Consider the following 19,796-nt stretch of genomic DNA (forward strand, 5'->3'; position numbering starts at 1 on the left):
AATCGCATTATGGAAACAGCCGTTTATCCCACCAGCACGGCTTGGCCAGGCCACATGTGACTTTAGAGAATTCGGGGTGATCCGGATTCAGGAGATAGTTGTTTTCCATCCGCGCCATCACGCTCGGCACGATCAGAAGTCAGGCGAATCGCATAAGGAATAATCTGGCTGGACACGGCTCGAAGGGATGGATTCGAGTGTCTCCTCTCTGATTTGGAGGAGCCTGGATGCTGTCGATCTGGTCGAGCCTCGCGGATCTCCCGGACCCCCGGAACGGCAATGCACGGCGACATAACCTTCTGGATGTCCTGACGATCGCGCTGACCGCGTCGATATGTGGCGCGGAAAGTTGTGTTGATTTCGCCGATTTCGCGCGCGACCGCGAAGCCCTGTTCCGTGAGTTTCTCAAATTACCGGGTGGTTTGCCCAGTCACGACACGTTCTCTCGTCTGTTTCGGCTGCTCGATCCGTCCGCCTTCGCCGGTTGCTTCGCCCGGTTCCTTGATGGTTTGGGTGAGGAAGGCACCGGCGTGATCGCCATCGATGGCAAGACGATGCGTCGTTCGTTCGACAGAGCAGCCGGGCGTTCACCATTGCACGTCGTCACCGCCTTCGCGGCGGACGCGCGGATGGTGATCGGTCAGGTTGCGGCCGGCGACAAAGAGAGCGAGATCACCGCGGCGCGCACGTTGCTTGGCCTAATCGATCTGACCGGCGCGCTGGTGACGGGCGATGCGTTGCACTGTCAAGGTGAAACCGCTCGGCTGATCAAAGATCGTGGTGGAGACTGGTTGTTCACACTGAAGGCGAACCGTCCGCTGCAACACGCCGAGGTCCGGGGCTGGTTCGCCGATCCGGTCAGCCGGCCCGACAGCGAGCATACGACCACCGATGCCGACAATGGCCGGATCGAGGTCCGCCGCCACGCGGTCAGCCATGATGTGAGCTGGATGCTGTCGGATCGCCGCCATCCAGATGAGGCGCCGATGCCGGGTCTCGCCATGCTCGGCATGGTTGAGGCGACAGTCACGCGCGATGGCAAGACCACGACGGTGCGTCGGCATTACCTGTCTTCGGTGGCGATGGACGCCGCCAGGTTCGCGGCTGCGGTCAGGGCGCACTGGCGGATCGAAAACTGCCTGCATTGGGTTCTGGATGTTAGCTTCGACGAGGATCGCGCGCGAAACCGGCGAGATCATGGACCGGAAAACCTCACAACACTGAGGAACCTCGCACTCAACGTTCTCCGTACCGCACGGCCGGACATCTCAATCAGGCGCAAACGCAAGCGCTCCGGATGGTCCGACGAGTTCGCCCGATCGGTCCTCGGTCAAATGCGATAGCCCTGGATCAGAAGTAACGGCCGCTTGCTTGTCTGCCAATCTGCGCCGTATGCCTTTAGCATCCATGCAGGCCGGGGCTGCCCACATTGGCATGTGGGCGACGCCGAACGTCTCGTAGGTAATTCCATTCGGGATAGTGGTATCAATCCAGTGCTGATTTGGCGGCAGGACTCCGCTTCCGTGTGCCAGCTTTTCGAGCATAGCGGTCGAGTAATGCGCGGATGCGTAGATTACGGGGTTGACCGGGGTGTTCCAGCGACCGGGGTAAAGCTTAGAACCAGTGGCATCGAAGATGGGGTGAGCGCCTTTTGGATCTCCGATCCGGTATCCCGTCAGCACGCGGTCAAGAATCACGCGGCGGAGCCGTATTGGAGCCGTCCGAGTATTCCTTCAACCAGTGGCCTCCCAAATTCGTTTGAGAGCACCACGTCCATCGGGCGTTGGCCTTCCAACATGGGATGGGGGCGGAACAGAAAGGCCCTCGCCGCCTCGTCGCTACCCCACACCTGCCGTGCCAGAGTCCAGACTTCCGCCAGCCGGGCGACTTTTGCACTCTCGTCAGATGAGAGCGCCCCCTTACCCGCATGATGGGGCACTTGAGTTAACTCACGGCCCGCGACTTGGAGCCCCTTGCGTCGCCGCGCCCAGGTCGCCTTCGATACGATCCGGTAGACAAACCCTTTGTCGTCCGGGGCGACCTTGTCAGCCACGCGCTCAAGGGACGAAAGCGGCAACCCCAAGGTGACCTGTCGCGGGAGCCACAGGATTGATTGTGCCGTTCCCGTCGGTCCTACGATGCCCAGCAACTCGGCCGTCTCTTGCGTACTCATCTTACTCCCTGTCTTGTCATCAGGTGAGACACATTAAGATATCACGTGAGACAACGGCAAGCACTCGGTCCAACGATGACCGGGCCTGAGGCGTACAATCCCCTTAAGTGGGGCTCACATGGCGTTGTTGCATGAATCGACGGGTGGGTCGCGAAATCCCCCAACCCCATCTACGTTCATCCGACGCGGACGGAGTCCGGGCGTCCCAACTCCAGCATCCGGTTCAGGACAAGAACGGAGACGCCGACCTCGGTCGTCCGACGGTGATCCTTGTGCGAGCGCACCCTCTCTCGCGTGTCTCGGTCGCCCATCACCGATGACTACGATCGCTACAGCTGTCAGCTAGAGGACCTACAGCGCTGCCTTGGGGAGGCATCACTCTCGGCTACTGAGGAGCGCGTCTTCTCCCGCGCAGGGGAGGGGACGTGGTGGCGCGCGCACGTTGTGAAGCACTGGCAACCAGCAAACCGCCGGTCTGGCGACGGAATTGGGTCGGAGCGACCTTAGAGGCTCTGACATCGGAGTGGCGCTGGACGTCCCATCCAGCTTTCGCTACTGGGTAGTAGGACAACCAGATGAAGCGCAGGGGAGACGAACGCCATGAGGTTCGGCCTGATCTACGAGCTGCAATTGCCACGCCCATGGGATGCAGAGTCCGAGCACCGGATGGTCCAGCACGCGCTCGCCGAGGTGGAGGTCGCCGACCGCCTCGGCTTTGACTACGTCTGGGCCAATGAGCACCATTTTCTCGAGGAATATTCACACAATTCCGCTCCCGAGGTGTTCCTCGCCGCTGCCGCTGGGCGCACCAGGCAGATCCATGTTGGCCACGCCGTGGTGCTCTCTCCGCCCGGCTACAACCCGCCCGCGCGGGTGGCCGAGCGGATCGCTATGCTCGACCTAGTCTCCTCTGGCCGCGCCGAATGGGGCACCGGATCCTCGGCGTCCCGCGCGGAACTGGAAGGCTTCAACGTCGATCAGGCGCAGAAGAAGCTGATGTGGGCCGAGGCAACCGAGCAGACCGCCAACATGATGGCGATGGTACCCTATCCCGGCTTCAAGGGCGAATTCTTCTCGATGCCGGCGCGCAACGTCATTCCCAAGTCGTTGCAAAAGCCACACCCGCCGATCTGGCTCGCATGCTCGAACAAGGAGACGATCCACGTCGCCGCTCGTAACGGAGTGGGCGCGCTCGCCTTCGCCTTCGTCGATCCCGTCGAGGCAGCGAAATGGGCCGGCGAATACTACGAGATCATCAAGTCCGAAGAATGCGTGCCGATCGGCCATGCGGTGAATGCCAATATCGCGATGGCGACCGGCTTTTCCGTGCATCATGATGAGGCGGAGGCGATCCGACGCGGCGGGGAGGGCTTCCAGTTTTTTGGCTTCGCGCTCGGCCACCACTACGTTTACGGAGAGCACATCCCCGGCGTGACAAATGTGTGGGAGCGGTTCCAACGGGGGCGCGACGCGATGCCGCCCGTGGTTGGCAACGGCATTGGTACACCCGTGCAACTTATTGACCGGATGAGGCAGTATCAGGACGCCGGCGTCGATCAGGTGATCTTCATCCAGCAGGCGGGACGCAACACGCACGCAGATATCATTGCCTCGCTCCAACTGTTTGCCGCTGAGGTGATGCCGGCGATGAAAGCCGATCAGGCTGCACGCGATGCGCGGAAACAGGCGGAATTGGCGCCCTACATCGAAGCGGCGCTGAAGCGAAAGAAGTGGATGCGTCCGCTCGCGCCGGATGCGATTCCGCCCATTCCCGCCTACGGCCGTTCGGTCGTCGCGAGCGACGGCACACCCAACGCCATCACAGCCCGTCGCGGCGGCGGTATCAACATCCCAAGCGAGGATCCGTCCGAGAGACTGCGAGCAGTTGGGGACGATTAGCGACATGCGCCAGACACGCCGCATCCCCTCCGACATTGGTTTGCCCCCTGGCCCGCACGCGAATTTACCGTAAATCGATGTTATGCCGACATGTCATGTCAGGTGGCCAGAGTTGCCGCCCCGCCTGACGCGAGTCATAGTCGCCCCCCGTTCGCAAGGAACCTGCGATCGATGCCCAACCGGCGCCTCTAGGGGCCAAGCGTCTCCTCAGTCATGAGAAGGCGCCCATGGCGTAACGTTACGTGGCGGATTACGGCACGCGGGAGGTCGCGGATCACGCGATCGCCCTGATGATGACCCTGGCGAAGAGCATCGCCTATCACGATCAGGAATTGCATGCCGACCTGAAGGGCAACTGGCGCCCGGCGCATAACCCGTTTGGACGCCGCCTGTTGGTGTGCACCTATGGTGTCGTCGGCATGGGCCGGATCGGAACCGCCGCGGCCCTGCGTGCCAAGGCCTTCGACATGGACGTGGTGTTCTACGACCCTTACCAACCGAACGGCTATCAGTTCGCGATTCGGCGTGCGCCGCGCCGACTCGCTGGCCGAACTGATGGGGCAATGCGACTTCGTCAGCATCCACACGCCGCTGACCGCCGAGACGCGCGGCCTGGTCGGCGCCGAGGCGTTCGCGGCCGCGAAGAAGGGCATGATCCTGATCAACACCGCGCGCGGCCCAGTGGCGGACATCGACGCGCTGTACGACGCGATGAAAGACAACACAGTGCTGGCCGCCGGGCTCGACGTGCTGCCGGAGGAACCGGCGAATGCGCAACGACGGCTGATCGCGGCGTGGCAAAACAACGAAGACTGGAATCCGCCACCGCCTGCTGCTGACGCCGCATTCGGCCTTCTACACGCCCGAGAGCCTGCGGGATAACCGCGCGTTCGCGGCCCGCACCGCGGCGCGTTTCCTGCGCGACGGACGGCTGGAGAACTGCGTCAACAAGCAATTCCTGGCGCCGAAAGCTTGAAATAGCGGCATGAACGAACGCCGGAGCGCCGGTCGGGCTTGCCGGCCGTCGCTGTACGTGCCCCCGAGCGCTTACGGTTGGCGGCGGTGAAAGAGCGCCCGGAGGCGTGCCTACGGCATCCGCCTGGCGAGCCGGCGAGCAAGCAGGGCGATTGCCTTTAGGCAGACCTGCGCCGCCCCGCGCATTCGGCGATTTCCACGTGCGCTATGCGGCCGATGAAATGTTGCGATCGTCAGCCGTACCCAGGCGAGATGGTGAAATGCCGGCATGGGTTGCTTGTGTCTCGGCCTCGTCGCGGTAATCCGGATAACGCGTTGAACCACCCAGGTGGACCGCCACCTCGGCGCCTTGGTCGAACCGGGCAAACGCCTCGATCGGCAGTGCCGCGTAGCCGTTGGTCCAACGGATATTCTCCGCTGGCTCGTAGTCGTGGAACCCATCGGTCAGCCGTTCGTCATCCGCATCGATCAGCATGAACTTGGCGCCCTGCCGAATGGTGACACGCCGCAGCGCCGCGCCCAGGCAGCGCGGGTCGCGGGCAAATCCGAGTTCCGCCGGCGCGGCGGCGCGGGACCCGATGATGACGCTCTTCGGCTGGGAACGCAGGCGGAACATGTGGGTCCCATCCGTCTGCTCCCGGGCATCCACCCGCATTCCATCGACGATCAGGTGTAGATCCGCATCGTCAGTCAGCGACGGTAGCTCGGTTGGACCGGCTCGATCGAGCAGCCGGTGCCACACCTCATCAACCACCGGGCCGCCGGTCAGCACCGGGGCGTACGGCTCCTGCGGTGGCAGGTCCCAACCTGAGTTGGCGTTCTGGAACAACCAGCGGTTGCCGTCGTCGCGGTAGCTCTCGGCGGGGGCGCCATTGGCGATCAGGATATGGTGCTGGTCCAGTTCCACATGGTAGATTTCGACTTCCTGTGCCCGGTCGTCCCACACGATGCTCCTGTGGTTGACCAGGAACTCCACCGGGATCAGCACGCCATCGATGAACAGCGAGTGCGCTTTTGTTACGTGTAAGTCCTGGTTCGGCACGTTGTCGGCCAGCGCATGCTTGCGCACGATCACCGGCGTGGCTGCGCTGCGTTGGCCGCTGGTGGCCAGCACCTTGCCTTTGCCGATCCAGGTTATGATCCGTGTGTTGTCGTTGCCCAGCGTCACAACTCGGTCGCCGAACTTGAGGTCTTCGATGGCGACCTCTCCGTTCGGCGTGCGGATCATGGTGCCGATACAGAAACAAACAGTTGTTAGATCGGTTACACCACCCGAGGTACTGGTATGAAAACCGCTGATCGGGCCGGTGAAGGTCAGCGTCATGTTGCTGCTGCCAGCCAGGGTGACCTTGGTCAGTCCACCGCTGCTCGCGGTGTGGCTAATCGTTTCGGTACCAGTGATCGCCAGCGTGTCGCCTGTCCCGAAGCCGGCGATCGTTGCCGAGGCCAACAGGCCGGTCGACGCCCCGGAAACCAGCCAATCCGCACCCGTATCAAACGTCAGCGAGCCGAAATTGGTGAAGCCGGCCAGCGATATCGTCCCGGTGCTCGTCCCGGTAGCCAATTCCAGCGTTGCGTCCGCGGCGGTGCCCCCATTCACCGTTCCAATGAAAACCCCGGTCGTATCCACGATGACCCGGTTGGCGGCCCCGGTTGCCAAGATGACAGCCGGACCATTTGTACTGCCGCTGTTGATCGTCCCGGCGTTGGTGATCGTGCCGGCGCCACTGTTGATCTTGACGCCATATCCACCGCCGTTCGCTGAAATGATACCGCCAGACAGGTTGGTGACCTGCCCCGCGTCCTCCAGGTAGACGCCGCCGTAGATGCTATCGCCGATGATCTGCCCCTGGTTGACCACCGTGCCGGAGGTGCCCATCCAGATGCCGCCACCCGATACCGTCCCGGTACTGAAATTCGTGACGAAGCCGGTGCCGGCGTTGAAAACGATCCCATTGGTGCTAACGGCGCTGTTACCGATGATAAAGCCATAATTCACGACTGTGGCTGTCGCCTCGGCGAAGACCCCATCAATTTCGTTGGTACTCTTGACAACGCCCTCAATCACCGCACTGAGGTGATTGATGATGATGGCGCCGCTGGATCCCGAGTACACCTCGACCGCCCCACCAGACACCGCTGACGAAAGGATCGATCCCGTGTTGGACAGAACGTTAGTCGTGCCTTTGATGGTTACCGCATCAGTTGAACTGACGTTGAGCGTGCCGGCGTTGATGGCCGTCACACCGGTCCCGGAGAGAACATAGGCGGATGTCGACAATGTACCCGCGCGCGTAATCGTATTGGTGGTCATGACTCCTTGCCCTCTTCCGAACCTTGAAACCGGATTATTTCGCTGGTCGAACGCCCCAATCCCTGCACCTCGGCCCCCAAGCCTCGCCGAGTCCACCGTTCCATCCGTTGGTTCAGTCAGAGAGCAGAGCATCGGTTGTCAGCTAAACAACGCTTCTGTACGGGTTAACACCGAGCCGGAAGATGCCACCTGCGGTTGTCTGTAAGAAACAATGGATGCGGGACGACTCTGCGCCAGCCATGCTGTTCCAAAGACGATTTCGGCGCTTATGGGGATGGTCCGGTAAAAACTCAGTCGTCGATTTTATACGTCCCGTGGACAGCCCCGCGCGCCGGATCTCCACGCATAAAATCCGACCACCAGTACACGCCGGACGCCCTGATCTTGAAATGACCGCGGACGGCATGAAGACGCGCTGCCCCTCTCTGCCCTTCCTCACCGGCTCGCCGCTGAAGGGCGCGCGACAGCTTTATCCGGATCTTCGTGTGGCCGAGGAGAGGCAGCTTTCCCGCTTTGGTCCGTTGCCGGTTCAAGCGCTCCGGGGCCGGAGACTCCTCGCTATGGGTTAGGTTCTTGCTGTTGAGCAGCAAAAGAATGCTGCGCGCGACCCCCGGCTCACCGCGAATGTCAGAGGTCCACATCTGCCATTCCGGACTGCCCGGCCCCGGTAGCGCTCCATGGCGCCGAACGAGGGCCTCCGCCCAAAATTTGAATGCGGGGGAAATGTTGAAGCCGAACCTCGACCGCTCATCGACAAGGTCAGCCTCCGAAGAACCCTTCACCTGCGGCAGCCCCTGGCTCTGGGCGACGATTTGCTGGCGCAGTTCGTCCTCACTCCGCCCGGATTGCCGGAAGAAGCTGCGCGATACGTCATCCACTTCCGGAGCCTCGGCGCGCCAATCGAAGAAACAGGCCAGCGGGCAGGCGTTGATGCCGTCCCGACGATGGGACCAGGCGAAGGTCATACTGCCTTTCTGCCGGCTTTCGTCGGCGTGGATAAGGACACCCATGCGATGGGGCGCTGGCGCAGCAGCGGTCGCGTTATCCACCCGGTAGGCGTCGTCGTAAACGGGATCGGCCCCTGGCCACTCCATCCAGGTGAATTCGAACGGAAAACGGCAGAGAGGCAGGGCGCGGAGCTGCGCCGCGAATGAGCTGGCGCTGATCGTGTTCGCGGTGACGATAATTCCGGGCGTCAGATCGAATCGCTTGGCTTGGCGTATGGCGATCCCAAGTGCCGATAGTGCACCCATATAAATTCGGTCGGCGGGAGAGTTGGCGGCGGCTAGGATTTCATCAGCAAGCATCGTGGTCCTGCGAACAGCGGCGACGGGGTGTGTGGCGACCTCAATATATTGGACTACCGTTCGAGGCGCACCGACCGACCCGTTCACGAATAATCGATCCCGGCGTGGCAAGCCGGTCGCCCGGCTCACTGCCGCTGTCAGGCCGCGCAAGCGGATCGACGAAGCGCTGCTCCAGTCCCTGACGGCTGTCATGCCTCCGCAGACTCAGTGCGCCTCCGATCTGGTGCGGTCAATGCGGGATGCCGACCGCTACTGATGCTCTACCTCGACACGTCGCTGATCGTCGCAGCCCTTTCCAACGAAACAATGACCCCGCACGTTCAGAGCTGGTTGGCACAGCAGGATCCGGCACAGCTTCTGCTCAGCGAGTGGACCATCACCGAGATGTCCTCCGCCATGGCGCTCAAGCTGCGAACCGGGCAGATCAGCCTGGAGCAGCGCGCGGCGGCACTCGCCATGTTCAACAAGCTGGTCGCCGAGAGCTTCACCGTGCTGGCGGTGACGGGCGGGCATTTCCGGGCGGCGGCGAAATTCGTCGACCAGCACACGCTTGGGCTTCGCGCCGGCGACGCCCTGCACCTCGCCACGGCCTCGGAGCATGGCGCGACGGTACACACACTCGACCGTCGGCTCGCGGAAGCTGGACCGGTGCTCGGCGTGCCGACGCAGTTGCTGGCATGATCAATATCTTCTCCTTAAAATGCTTATGCGCGGCGACGACAAGCAGGTCCGCGCCGATCTCGCTTGGCGACAGAGAGAGCGCCTTCAGGTCGTCCAAGGCCCGCCCGATTCCATGGTCTAAGCGCTTGCCGGCGACCAGTTGAAGGGTTGAAGCGACCTCATCACGCGCTTTGGGCACGCGGGTTTTATCGTCGGCGCCGAAGCGCCCGATCAGGACGTGCCGCCTCATCTACCCGCCTCCGCATCACCCAAGGGCCCCTAACCGGGTATAGGCGCAACTATCATTGCGCTTATATGCCATTCCTGCGCCTAGCCTTGATTCTTGCGCCTACGTCCGCGATTCTTGCGCCTAGATTCTACGCGCAGGAAAGGCCGTTTTGGCAAACAAGATACCAGAAGAAGCACTGCTAGCGATCGAAGATGCCGTGCGGCGCAACCCCAACGGCGTGTCGGCGCCGGAGATTCTGCGCGCCCTGCCAAGCGCTATTCCTCGAACAAGACCGACAGATTGACCCCGGGACGCTTCATCTCGCGCACCAGCAACGACCAGTCGGGTTCGACATAACGGCGTGCGCCGGGATTACTCCGAGGATCGGGGAACAGAAGCTGCTCCAGCGCTTCGTCCGTCTGCTCCGTCGGCAACGGCCAGACCAGTCCGGCCGCAGCCGTACGCGCCAGATAATCCTGCACCGTGCTCCGCCCGATGCCGACCGTCCCGGCGATCATCCGACCGCTGGCTCGCGACCCAAAATGCAGCTGTAGAACCTGCCGTATCCGCCGCATGGAGTCTCTCCGTCGGCATCCGTGTCCCCTCCATCAATTGCGATGGGACAACACTGGACCCAGGTGAACACTGACCCGCGAAACGATCTCCTTTCCCGGATGCCCTCCTTTCTGCTTCGGAGGGTGGCCGGGATCAGATTGGAATGGTGGCCGCCATCAAATCGGTAGCCTGGCCGCGATCAAATCGTAACAGGTGGCCGCGATGGATTGGAATCTGCACGCCATGTCGCGGTGCTCGCTGAACATCACGTCGACCAGCGCACCGGAGCGATCAATCGCGCGGTAGAGGTAGCGCCAATGTCCGTGGACCTTGATATAGGGTCGAGTGACGCGGGGCAGTTAGAGGTGGTCGGCTTGTTCGCTACAGCGTTTTGCTTCCGTTAAGTGGATCCCCTGCCGGTTGGTTGCATAACGTGCGGCATTCGGGTCGTCGCGCAGGGAGGTGTGCCTGGCATGGGCACTGGATTGGAGGTGAAAGTCCTTTGCGGGGCGAGTTGGTAGCAACCGCGAGCTGGAGGCAACTGCACGCAGTGACTGCCGTCGTGAGACGCCAGAGCTGGCGCCGTGAGGCCGTGTGGAGAAGAAGCCCGAGGCGAACCGCAGCACCGAACGCAAGTGAACCCCTGTGCAAGCCGGACCGGCCGGGTCAGCGTGTCTCCAAACGCGACGCCCAAAATCCAACCGAGGCCGGGGCGGTAATGGGGGCGGGAGCGGCGGGACATCCAGTGTTCTTACCCAGGGAGATCTGCGTGGGTCCGCGCAAGCGGTAGACCCGAAGGAGGCAACGACGACGGGACGACGTCCACGCAGAAGTCGGATTCCTTCATAGTAGCAACGAAGTTGGTGAAAGCCAGCGGAGCCAAGGAGGGGATGGATTGAAAGAGACGGGACCACGACAATTGACCATCGCGTTCGCCGAAAACCCTTCGGGGGGCGGGGAGAGTGAGCCATCGGACGCATCCGACCGGCGAAGCTTCCTGCTGCTTAAAGCGAGAAGCAAGAAGACGAGAGGCCCCGGCACCAGCGTGGCCGACACCAGTCGGCTGCTCGAAGACGTGGCGTCCGAAGCCAATTTGGCGACGGCGCTGCTGAAAGTAATACGCAACAAGGGAGCACCGGGAGTAGACGGGCAGACGGTGGAGATGGCGGAAGCGCAAGCCCCGTCGATCATCGCCGATCTGCGCCGCGATCTGCTGGCGGGATGCTACCGGACCGGCGGCGTTCGCCGGGTCTGGCTGCCGAAGCCCGGAGGCGGGCAACGGGGGCTAGGTATCCCAAACGTGGTGGACAGGGTGGTTCAGCAGGCGGCCCTCCAGATACTGGAACCGATCTTTGAGCCGACCTTCCACACCAGCAGTCACGGGTTCCGCCCCAACCGCGGTGCTCACACCGCCATCGCCGAAGCAAAAGGATACCTTGAGGCTGGTTATCAAACGGTGGTTGATTTTGACTTGGCCAAATTTTTTGACCGGGTTCACCATCAACGCCTGTTAGCCCGGATCGCACAGCGCGTGACGGACCAACGGATGATCACCCTGGTGCGCCGGATGCTGACAGCTTCGGTGGTGATGCCGGACGGAACGAGGGTTCCCGTCGAGGAAGGCACACCGCAAGGCGGCCCGCTTTCGCCAATGCTTTCCAACATCGTGCTCGACGAGTTGGATCAGGAATTGGCCAGGCGTGGCCACCGCTTCGTCCGCTACGCCGACGATGCCAACATCTTCGTGCGCAGCGAGCGGGCCGGACAGCGCGTCATGACATCGATCCGTGGTTTCCTGGAAAAGCGGATGCGGCTCCAGGTTAACGAGGAGAAGAGTGGCGTTCGCAAACCCTCTCGATTCATCCGGCTCCCATCATCCGGCCGCTGGTCCCAGGGCCCAGTGGGCGAACAGGTTCGGGCTGCGCCGCTTGAGCGAACGCAGCCAATCCCATGCCGCCAACGTGTGTCCCCGGAACCGTTTGTATTTGCGAGACACCCATCGCACGATGAAAGCATCGATCGTGCGGAGTTCCTCGCGAAGCTTCGAGGGGTAAAACCGCCCATAGTAGCGCACCCATCCGGAGAGGAAGGGCCGGGTCCATCGGGCGATTTCGTCCAGCTCAAGATCGCTGCGCAGATGTAGTCGCCACCGCCGCACCTCCAGCCGTATCCTTTTGGCGGCCTTATCGCTGACCGCGGGGATGAAACTGACAAAGCGCTTTTGGTCTCGGCCAACCGCCGATCTCGACCGAAACGTGTAGCCGAGAAAGTCGAATGATCGCTCCGGGTATTCCCCGGGACGATTGGCATCTTTGCAGTAAACGATCTTGGTCTTTTGCGGGTGTAGCTGTAACCGACATTCCGCAAACCTTTTGTCCAGCGCCTGATGTAGCTCAAGCGCCTGCGCCTCGCTCGCGCAATGGCAGATCGCGTCGTCGGCGTAGCGTTCGAACGGGATGGTCGGATATTCCCGTTGCATCCAGAGATCGAACGCATAGTGAAGAAAGAGGTTGGCCAGCACGGGACTGACAACAGCCCCCTGCGGCGTCCCGCTCTCCCGGTCAACCAAGGCCCCATTCGGCATGCTCACAGGCGCCCGCAGCCACCGTTCAAGGTAGAGCAGAACCCATGGACAGTCCGTGTGCCGCCGCACCGCTCTCATCAAGAGGCCCCAGTCGATATCATCGAAGAAGCTCTTGATGTCGAGGTCGAGCACCCAGTCGCGCGCCCAGCAACGCTGCCGGGCTTTGACGAGAGCATCGTGTGCTGACTTCCCGGGCCGATATCCATAGGAATCCCGGTGAAACACCGGTTCCAGGATCGGCTCCAGGTGCCGCTTGACAACCATCTGGGCGATCCTGTCGGCGACCGTCGGAATCCCGAGCGGCCGCGTTGCTCCGGTATCGCCTTTCGGTATGTCAACTCGGCGCACGGGTGGCGGAAAGTAGCTTCCGGACGACATCCTGTTCCAGATCCGATAGAGGTTCTTACCCAGATCCCTATCGAAGTCCTCGATGGACTGTCCGTCTACACCAGCCGCCCCTCGGTTGGCCTTCACTTGCTTGTACGCTTCCCACACCTCGCGTTTAGCAATACAAAACGGCTTCGCTCTATCCATAGCGGTCATCCCCTTGCGGGTTGCCACTGGGATAAAGCTGAATGACGACGCCCCTTCGGTCCGATTCCATTACAGAACCATCAACCCTACTACGGGCGCCTCCGCCCCTGTGCCCCGCATCGGTACTCGGACCCTCGCGGCGACTAACCGCTTGGGTTTCTCCCTTCGCATCGGGACGACAGGTTCCTGCGTTCCTTACCGAAGCCTGTCTTGAGGTCACGCCGCCTTCATGCCGGACGCCGGTTGGGCCGTCAGCAGGTATCGCCCAACCCTTGCTCGCGGGATAGACGTCCAGATCCCGGTTTTGACGTCGGTTGAGTACGTTACGACACGTCATCAGCGGTTCACTCGCGTTCGTCTCCTCAAGACCCACCTGACGGAATAGCTTCCGCCTTTTCCAGCAACGCTCACCACGAAGGCTCTTTACCCTCGCAGCTTGTGGCGGTTTGAAGCCTGCCCCTGCAGGCCGACTTCGGGGGCCGACCCCCATCTCCGGTAAAGCTCCGCTTCGTCTCAAGCCGAGGCGAAACGTTCACAGCACACAGACATCTCGCACTTTTACACCTCGGAGGATGAACGTGGTGGTAGCGAGCCACCATGTTCGGCATCGGGGCGTCGAAGCCGTAACTTCACGAGTTTCAGTGAACCGGCGGCACTTCCTGCACGGTGGCACCGTGGATCAGGCCATTTGGCGCAGGCGCCTTGCCGGCTTTGTCAAGAAGCTCGATGAACGGCTTGATGATGTCGATCGGCATCGGAAAGATGATGGTCGAATTCTGTTCGGCACCGATCTCCGTCAGTGTCTGGAGGTACCGCAACTGCATGGCGGCGGGAATGCTCGAGAGAATCTTGGCGGCGTTGACCAGGGTTTGCGAGGCCTGAAACTCGGCTTCCGCGTGGATGATCTTGGCGCGCCGGTCGCGCTCCGCCTCCGCCTGTTTGGCAATGGCCTTCACCATGTTTTCCGTGAGTTCGACCGTCCTGATCTCGACATTGGTAACTTTGATCCCCCAGGTTTCAGTCTGGGTGTCCAGAATGCTCTGAACGTCGGCACTCAGCTTCTTTCGTTCGGAGAGCATCTCGTCCAGTTCGTGCTGTCCCAGCACCGCCCGCAACGTGGTTTGCGCCAGCATGTTGGTGGCCGGCAGGTAATTCTGTACCTGTATGATAGCCCGCTCGGGGTTGACGACGTTGAAGTAGAGCACCGCGTCAACCTTCATGGAGACGTTATCGCGCGAAATCACGTCTTGGGTCGGTATCTCGATGACCTGGATGCGTAAATCAACACGCACCAGTTCCTGGACGAATGGGATCATCAGTACCAAGCCGGGCCCTTTTACCTTCTGGAACCGTCCGAGCGTAAAGACTACCGCACGCTCGTATTCACGTAGGACTTTTGCGCTGGCTGTGACAAGGATGAAGGCAACGATCACGATGATCGGGGTGATGACGTAAAAAGTTGAGAAGTACATAGCCCTCTGCCTTTCGAGACCATAGAAGCAGCTCCCCTCGCGGTTGAAGGAGCTAAAGCAGCGCCCCTCAGACGATCCGCTCGCCGTTAAAACCGCCGGAAGCCGGTCGTATGGGACTATTGACGGCTTCGAATGGGGAATATGATCCCTTCACCGCTACCAAGGTAGATTCGGAAACTACTTATTAGGCTCGGACTAAACCCTCGTGTGGGATCGCCGGCGCGTGCTCGCCAATGCCCGCGGTGGAAACCAGTCCGTCAAGCCCATCCAGCGCACTGATCAGTGTGCTGGACTCACGTGCGATGCGACTCTGTCCCGACCCGTGCCATCAATACGCCCAACGCGGACGAAGCCAGGCGCGCCGCCGCACTATCCGCTCGGCTGGTCAGGATGATTGGGACACGAGCGCCCAGCACGAGGCCGGCGGCTTCCACCCCGGCCATAAAGGTCAACTGTTTGGCGAGCATGTTGCCGGCTTCGAGGTCAGGCACCAACAGGATGTCGGCGCGTCCAGCCACCGGCGAAACGATACCCTTCTCTACCGCGGCGGCTTCGTTGATCGCGTTGTCGAATGCAAGTGGGCCATCCAGCAAGGCACCCGTGATCTGCCCGCGATCGCCCATCTTGCAGAGCGCGGCCGCATCGAGCGTCGATTGTATTCGTTGCTTGATCGTTTCCGCCGCAGCGAGGATCGCCACCCGTGGCTGCTCGATGCCGATGGCATGCGCCAAGTCTATCGCGTTCTGGAGAATACCGGCCTTGTCCATCAGGTTCGGCGCGATGTTGATGGCGCCGTCCGTTATCAGCTGCGGTCGAGGATAGCCCGGAACATCCATCAGATAAACATGGCTGATCCGTTTGACGGTGCGCAGGCCGATGTCGGCCGCCATCACCGCGTGCATCAGGTCAGAGGTGTGCAGATCCCCCTTCATCAGCAGGGCTACTTCGCCCGAACGGGCAAGAGCCACTGCTCGGGAAGCGGCCTGGGCGGCATCCTGCACATCGATCAGCGTCAGGCCCGCGATGTCCAGGTGGGCGTCCTTTGCGACCGCCTGGATGTGGCTGGCAGGCCCGATCAGGATCGGAACGATCAGGCCGGCGCTTGCCGCGTCCACGGCGGCACGCAGGGCGGCGGTATTGACTGGATAATCAACCGCGGTGTTGATCGGGCCTCCGGCGGCGGCCCGAGTGAGCATTGCCCGCATCCGGTCGTGACGAAAGACGCGTACATCAGGCAGCGTCACACGTTTCAGGCGTATCTTTTCGGCCGGGGCGCGAACGAAGGCGCTGCCGGTGATCACGGTCTGACCCATTTGGTTGCTGCAGACGCTGTCAAGGACCGCATCACCCTTGGCAGGTTTTTTTCACGGACGGTCGCGGTAATCGTATCGCCAATGCTGGCGGGATGGGCAAAGCGCAGATCCTGGCCCAGATAGATCGTTCCGGGACCCGGCAGCTTCGTACCAAGCGCGGCGGAAATCAGGCCGGTGCCCCACATCCCCTGGATAATGATGCGATGGAACATGTCCGTAGCCGCGTAGGCAGGGTCGACATGCGTGGGGTTGAGATCGCCGGTTACGGTTGCGAACAGGTCGATGTCGCGCTGGGTTACCGTGTGCGATAGGCAGGCAGTCTCGCCGACAGCCATCTCCTCGAATGTTCGATTTTCGATGAACAGATCCGCGGTTTCATCAAACATGACTTCTGTCCTTCGAGCACTTGGTTGCCGGACGTGGCGGCAAGCAAGCAGCGCCTATCTGAGTCTGATGTCCGGCCCGCGACCGTGGCCGGCTGACCGGCGGCTTTGGGCAGCACACCGTTCAGCCGGAATGATGTCGTGCTCAGTCACTCACGGGGGCGGCATGACCTTCGAGTTCTGGCACTTTGCCGCCCGCGTAGATATCGACGCGCGAGGCATTGGCTGTCCCCAGGATCGCCTTGGCGCGAGCGGCTTCGTCTGAACTACCGTGGGCCATAACCAGAAAATTGTCGGCCTTCAGCGCCGTCTCGTATTGTAGCACGCTGTCCTTCGGCACGCCGATGCTGTAGATCGCGGCACCGAGTGCGCTTAATCCGCCAACCAGGACAGCATTCTCGATACCCGCGATAGCCACGGTGGCGAGATATCCCAGTACGACGACATGCCCCACAAGGGGAATGGTCATGAACAGTCCGCCGAAGAACAAACCCCAGAAACCGCCCCAGAAGGCCCCGCGTGTGCCCCAGAATTTGATCCGGTCGCCGGTGTTGTAGAAACCGACCACCTTCTCGTCGGTATGATATCCCTTGCCCACCACGCTGAGATGTTTCATTTCAAATCCGGCGTCGGTCAGCTTCTTCACGGCCGCCTCCGCGGCGGGATGATCTGGGAAAACGGCAACGACTGCATTGGTATAATCCATGGGATACTCTTTCTGGATAAGGTGTATGCCAGTAGGCGAACTTGTTACGCCGAGAATCAGCGGCCGGATTTCGGCGGCTTGGTGAATGCGTTGATCATATGGCGAGCGCGCTTAGACCGGCAGGTTCGGAAATTACTCAGCGTGGTGTAACGCCGCCATCAAATGCCCCCGGCGTAAGGTCAGTCGAGTCGCGGCCAGGGGAATTTATCTTCCGGCGAGGCCGAATAATGCTCCAGAATCCGGAGATAGTTTGCCCGCGTGTAAACACTGCGATCACGACTACGCTGCCAACTCATCATTCCACGCACATCTTTAAGAGATGCGATTTCCCGCACCTCCATCCATTGATGCAAGCCTTTGGTCAGCGTCGACATGTAACCGATGCCGTCACGCAATAGAGCCGAGGTCGTCATGACGGCATCGGCGCCGGCAAGCAACGCCTTCACGACATCATCGACAGTCCTTACGCCCGTCGATATTGCCAGGGAAGCCTTGATACGGCCAGCAAGAATGGCCGTCCAAAGAAGTGGCAGGCGCAATTCCGCCGCGTCGCTGAATTCAAGCGTGTCCGTCATTTTCATCAGCAGAAGGTCGATATCCGGCTCCATCAGGCGGTTGAAAAGCACCAGGCCCTTGGCGCCGTGCCCCACCAGGGTCGTCGCGAAATTCCCGATGGCGCTAAGATAAGGCGTCAGCTTGACCGAGACCGGCAATCCGACGGAGCCGCACACGGCTTGCACGATGTCGCGATAATGCGCTTCGATGTCGCGGCCGGTTTCCAGTAAATTGGTCGATACCTGATACATATTCAGCTCAAGCGCTGACGCCCCGGCCTGCTCCATAAGCTTGGCGTGTTCAACCCAACCAGCCCGCGATGACCCGTTCAGGCTGGCGATGATTGGGATGTCGACAGATTCCTTTCCGCGCCGGACCAGGTCGAGATACCGTTCCGGATACATTCCGTAAGGTCCGTTGGCCGCCGCAGGAAAATAGGACAGCGCCTCCGGGGAACTATTGGCGAAGGCCTCCACGCGGGAGATTTGGTTCTCCGTTTCGGCCTCGATCTGTTCCTGGAACAGCGACGGCAACACGATGGCGGCGGCGCCTGCGTCCTCCAGGTGGCGCAGGTTATCGACTTTGCTGTTCAAGGGAGACGCCGACGCAATCATTGGGTTTTTCAGCGTGAGGCCGAGATATTGGGTGCTCAACGACATGATACGCTCCTTATGCCTGATGGAACCGGCTGCCATCGCGGGTGGCGAGTTCCTCATATTGGCGGTATTTCTCCGTAACGGCCGTCTGCGCGAGTTCCAGTAGCGTATCCGCCTCTGCCGGACGCGTACTGGCAAGCGAACTGTAACGAAGCTCGTTGTAGGCATATGTCTTCAACGGAATCCGCGGACGTAGCGAGTCGAGACGGAACGGGTTCTCGCCAACACTTCGCATCATCGGATTGAAGCGGAACAGCGGCCAGTATCCGCTGGCCGTAGCCAGGTCCTGCTGCTTCATGCCGAAGCGCATGTCGATGCCGTGGGCGATGCAATGACTGTACGCAAGGATGAGTGACGGCCCCGCGTAGGCCTCGGCTTCCCGGAAGGCCTGCAACGTGTGTTGCGGGTTCGCGCCCATGGCCACCTGGGCAACGTAAACGTTGCCGTAGGCGATCGCCTGGAGCGCAAGGTCCTTGCGTGCCGTTCGTTTGCCCGCGGCGGCGAACTTGGCGACCGCACCAAGCGGCGTTGCCTTCGAAGCCTGACCGCCGGTGTTGGAATAGACCTCGGTGTCGAGGACCAGCACGTTCACGTCGCGCGCCGTAGCAAGAACGTGGTCCAGCCCACCATAACCGATATCATAGGCCCACCCGTCACCGCCAACGATCCAAATGCTGCGGCGGACCAGATGATCCACGACCGACAAAAGATCGAGCGCCGCCGGTTCCTTGAAGGTCAGCAGCCGTGTCTTCAGTTGCGCGACACGGATCCGTTGCGTGCGGATATCGGACTCCTGAATTTGGGGCGCCTTGGCAATCGCCGCCGCGAGATCCGGTCCGACCTTACTGGCGAGGCTGGCCAACAGGGACAAAGCCAGTGACAGATGCTTGTCCGCGGCAAGCCGGAAGCCGAGCCCGAACTCAGCGTTATCCTCGAACAATGAATTCGACCATGCCGGTCCGCGGCCTTCGGCGTTCTTGGTCCACGGCGTCACCGGAAGGTTACCGCCATAGATGGACGAGCAGCCCGTTGCGTTGGCGATTTGCAGCCGATCGCCAAACAACTGACTTAGAAGCTTCAGGTAAGGCGTTTCTCCGCAACCACCGCAGGCACCGGAAAACTCAAACAGCGGCTCCAGGAACTGCACGCCTCGGACGTCGGCGAAATCAACCCGAGAACGATCGTTTACTGCCAGGCTCTCGAAGAATTTGATGTTGGCGCGCTCATCCGCCAGCGTCGGCAGTTTGTCGGCCATGTTGATGGCCTTGACGTCGGCTTCGCGCGGACAGATCGCGGGACAGGCCACTGACTTGAGGACCGCTTCCGGACGCCACTGCGGCGAGGTTCGGGAGCGCCTCGCTGTTGTTCGGGCGCATTACGGAAGGGACCACTCGCAATGAAGGCCAATGTCGACCCGCTCACCGCAACGGATTCGAGCGCGGGATCGGAAGCGAAGGCGAAGAGTTCCCCGAGCCCCGCAC

16 protein-coding genes and 3 pseudogenes are annotated in these 19,796 nt (G+C 61.3%); 6 read left to right on the forward strand and 13 right to left on the reverse strand.

The window, feature by feature from the left end:
- The first annotated feature begins 227 nt into the window (after positions 1 to 227).
- Positions 228 to 1,343, forward strand: a complete 1,116-nt coding sequence (locus GSQ89_RS17610; protein WP_158927543.1) for an ISAs1 family transposase — start codon at positions 228 to 230, stop codon at positions 1,341 to 1,343.
- Here the strand turns inward: GSQ89_RS17610 and GSQ89_RS17615 are convergent.
- Both GSQ89_RS17615 and GSQ89_RS17620 read right to left on the reverse strand, forming a co-directional pair.
- A complete protein-coding gene (locus tag GSQ89_RS17615) occupies positions 1,269 to 1,697 on the reverse strand; it encodes an RES family NAD+ phosphorylase (protein WP_371734264.1) in 429 nt (142 codons plus the stop codon). The genes GSQ89_RS17610 and GSQ89_RS17615 overlap by 75 nt on opposite strands.
- Positions 1,694 to 2,173, reverse strand: coding sequence for an antitoxin Xre/MbcA/ParS toxin-binding domain-containing protein (locus GSQ89_RS17620; RefSeq protein ID WP_158927545.1), 480 nt, complete (start codon positions 2,171 to 2,173; stop codon positions 1,694 to 1,696). Before GSQ89_RS17620 ends, GSQ89_RS17615 begins: the two co-directional genes overlap by 4 nt.
- Before the next feature lie 600 nt (positions 2,174 to 2,773).
- Here GSQ89_RS17620 and GSQ89_RS17625 point away from each other — a divergent pair.
- The 3 genes and pseudogenes from GSQ89_RS17625 to GSQ89_RS17635 all read left to right on the forward strand — a co-directional run bounded on the left by GSQ89_RS17625 (position 2,774) and on the right by GSQ89_RS17635 (position 4,954).
- Positions 2,774 to 4,072 (forward strand): LLM class flavin-dependent oxidoreductase, encoded by a 1,299-nt coding sequence (locus GSQ89_RS17625; RefSeq protein WP_158927547.1) that lies wholly within the window; start codon positions 2,774 to 2,776, stop codon positions 4,070 to 4,072.
- Positions 4,073 to 4,365: 293 nt separating this feature from the next.
- A pseudogene (locus tag GSQ89_RS40155) lies at positions 4,366 to 4,563 on the forward strand (NAD(P)-dependent oxidoreductase); the annotation flags it as partial.
- Positions 4,478 to 4,954, forward strand: a complete 477-nt coding sequence (locus tag GSQ89_RS17635) for an NAD(P)-dependent oxidoreductase (protein ID WP_256367330.1) — start codon at positions 4,478 to 4,480, stop codon at positions 4,952 to 4,954. The pseudogene GSQ89_RS40155 and the gene GSQ89_RS17635, both read left to right, overlap by 86 nt.
- Before the next feature lie 298 nt (positions 4,955 to 5,252).
- Here the strand turns inward: GSQ89_RS17635 and GSQ89_RS17640 are convergent, their stop codons facing one another.
- Positions 5,253 to 7,361, reverse strand: coding sequence for a Hint domain-containing protein (locus GSQ89_RS17640; protein WP_158927551.1), 2,109 nt, complete (start codon positions 7,359 to 7,361; stop codon positions 5,253 to 5,255).
- 290 nt (positions 7,362 to 7,651) lie between these two features.
- Complete coding sequence (locus tag GSQ89_RS17645; protein WP_158927553.1) at positions 7,652 to 8,668, reverse strand: hypothetical protein; 1,017 nt, start codon at positions 8,666 to 8,668, stop codon at positions 7,652 to 7,654.
- A 252-nt stretch (positions 8,669 to 8,920) separates the two neighbouring features.
- Here GSQ89_RS17645 and GSQ89_RS17655 point away from each other — a divergent pair, with 252 nt between their 5' ends.
- On the forward strand, positions 8,921 to 9,349 hold the full coding sequence (locus GSQ89_RS17655) for a type II toxin-antitoxin system VapC family toxin (protein ID WP_216856244.1): 429 nt from the start codon (positions 8,921 to 8,923) through the stop codon (positions 9,347 to 9,349).
- 483 nt (positions 9,350 to 9,832) lie between these two features.
- On the opposite strand, the gene GSQ89_RS17660 is transcribed toward GSQ89_RS17655, so the two are convergent.
- Both GSQ89_RS17660 and GSQ89_RS40160 read right to left on the reverse strand, forming a co-directional pair.
- Positions 9,833 to 10,132, reverse strand: coding sequence for a hypothetical protein (locus GSQ89_RS17660; RefSeq protein WP_158927557.1), 300 nt, complete (start codon positions 10,130 to 10,132; stop codon positions 9,833 to 9,835).
- A 156-nt stretch (positions 10,133 to 10,288) separates the two neighbouring features.
- Positions 10,289 to 10,471, reverse strand: a complete 183-nt coding sequence (locus tag GSQ89_RS40160) for a DDE-type integrase/transposase/recombinase (RefSeq protein WP_216856245.1) — start codon at positions 10,469 to 10,471, stop codon at positions 10,289 to 10,291.
- 716 nt (positions 10,472 to 11,187) lie between these two features.
- On the opposite strand from GSQ89_RS40160, the pseudogene ltrA (GSQ89_RS17670) reads away from it, so the two are divergent.
- A pseudogene (gene ltrA / locus GSQ89_RS17670) lies at positions 11,188 to 11,955 on the forward strand (group II intron reverse transcriptase/maturase); the annotation flags it as partial.
- A 30-nt stretch (positions 11,956 to 11,985) separates the two neighbouring features.
- Here ltrA (GSQ89_RS17670) and ltrA (GSQ89_RS17675) read toward each other — a convergent pair.
- The 7 genes and pseudogenes from ltrA (GSQ89_RS17675) to GSQ89_RS17700 form a co-directional block, all read right to left on the reverse strand.
- Positions 11,986 to 13,239 (reverse strand): group II intron reverse transcriptase/maturase, encoded by a 1,254-nt coding sequence (gene ltrA / locus GSQ89_RS17675; RefSeq protein WP_371734272.1) that lies wholly within the window; start codon positions 13,237 to 13,239, stop codon positions 11,986 to 11,988.
- A gap of 629 nt (positions 13,240 to 13,868) precedes the next feature.
- Positions 13,869 to 14,702, reverse strand: a complete 834-nt coding sequence (locus tag GSQ89_RS17680; protein ID WP_158927561.1) for a slipin family protein — start codon at positions 14,700 to 14,702, stop codon at positions 13,869 to 13,871.
- A gap of 293 nt (positions 14,703 to 14,995) precedes the next feature.
- Positions 14,996 to 16,015, reverse strand: a complete 1,020-nt coding sequence (locus tag GSQ89_RS17685) for a bifunctional enoyl-CoA hydratase/phosphate acetyltransferase (RefSeq protein WP_371734265.1) — start codon at positions 16,013 to 16,015, stop codon at positions 14,996 to 14,998.
- A complete protein-coding gene (locus GSQ89_RS40165; protein WP_371734266.1) occupies positions 16,000 to 16,401 on the reverse strand; it encodes a MaoC/PaaZ C-terminal domain-containing protein in 402 nt (133 codons plus the stop codon). The genes GSQ89_RS17685 and GSQ89_RS40165 overlap by 16 nt, the downstream gene beginning before the upstream one ends.
- 142 nt (positions 16,402 to 16,543) lie before the next feature.
- On the reverse strand, positions 16,544 to 17,104 hold the full coding sequence (locus GSQ89_RS17690) for a general stress protein (RefSeq protein WP_158927563.1): 561 nt from the start codon (positions 17,102 to 17,104) through the stop codon (positions 16,544 to 16,546).
- A 179-nt stretch (positions 17,105 to 17,283) separates the two neighbouring features.
- Positions 17,284 to 18,318 (reverse strand): dihydroorotate dehydrogenase-like protein, encoded by a 1,035-nt coding sequence (locus GSQ89_RS17695; RefSeq protein ID WP_158927565.1) that lies wholly within the window; start codon positions 18,316 to 18,318, stop codon positions 17,284 to 17,286.
- 10 nt (positions 18,319 to 18,328) lie between these two features.
- Positions 18,329 to 19,615: pseudogene (locus tag GSQ89_RS17700) on the reverse strand (thiamine pyrophosphate-dependent enzyme); the annotation flags it as partial.
- Positions 19,616 to 19,796 lie beyond the last annotated feature (181 nt).

This window comes from Acidisphaera sp. S103, from assembly GCF_009765975.1.
GTDB lineage: Bacteria > Pseudomonadota > Alphaproteobacteria > Acetobacterales > Acetobacteraceae > Rhodopila.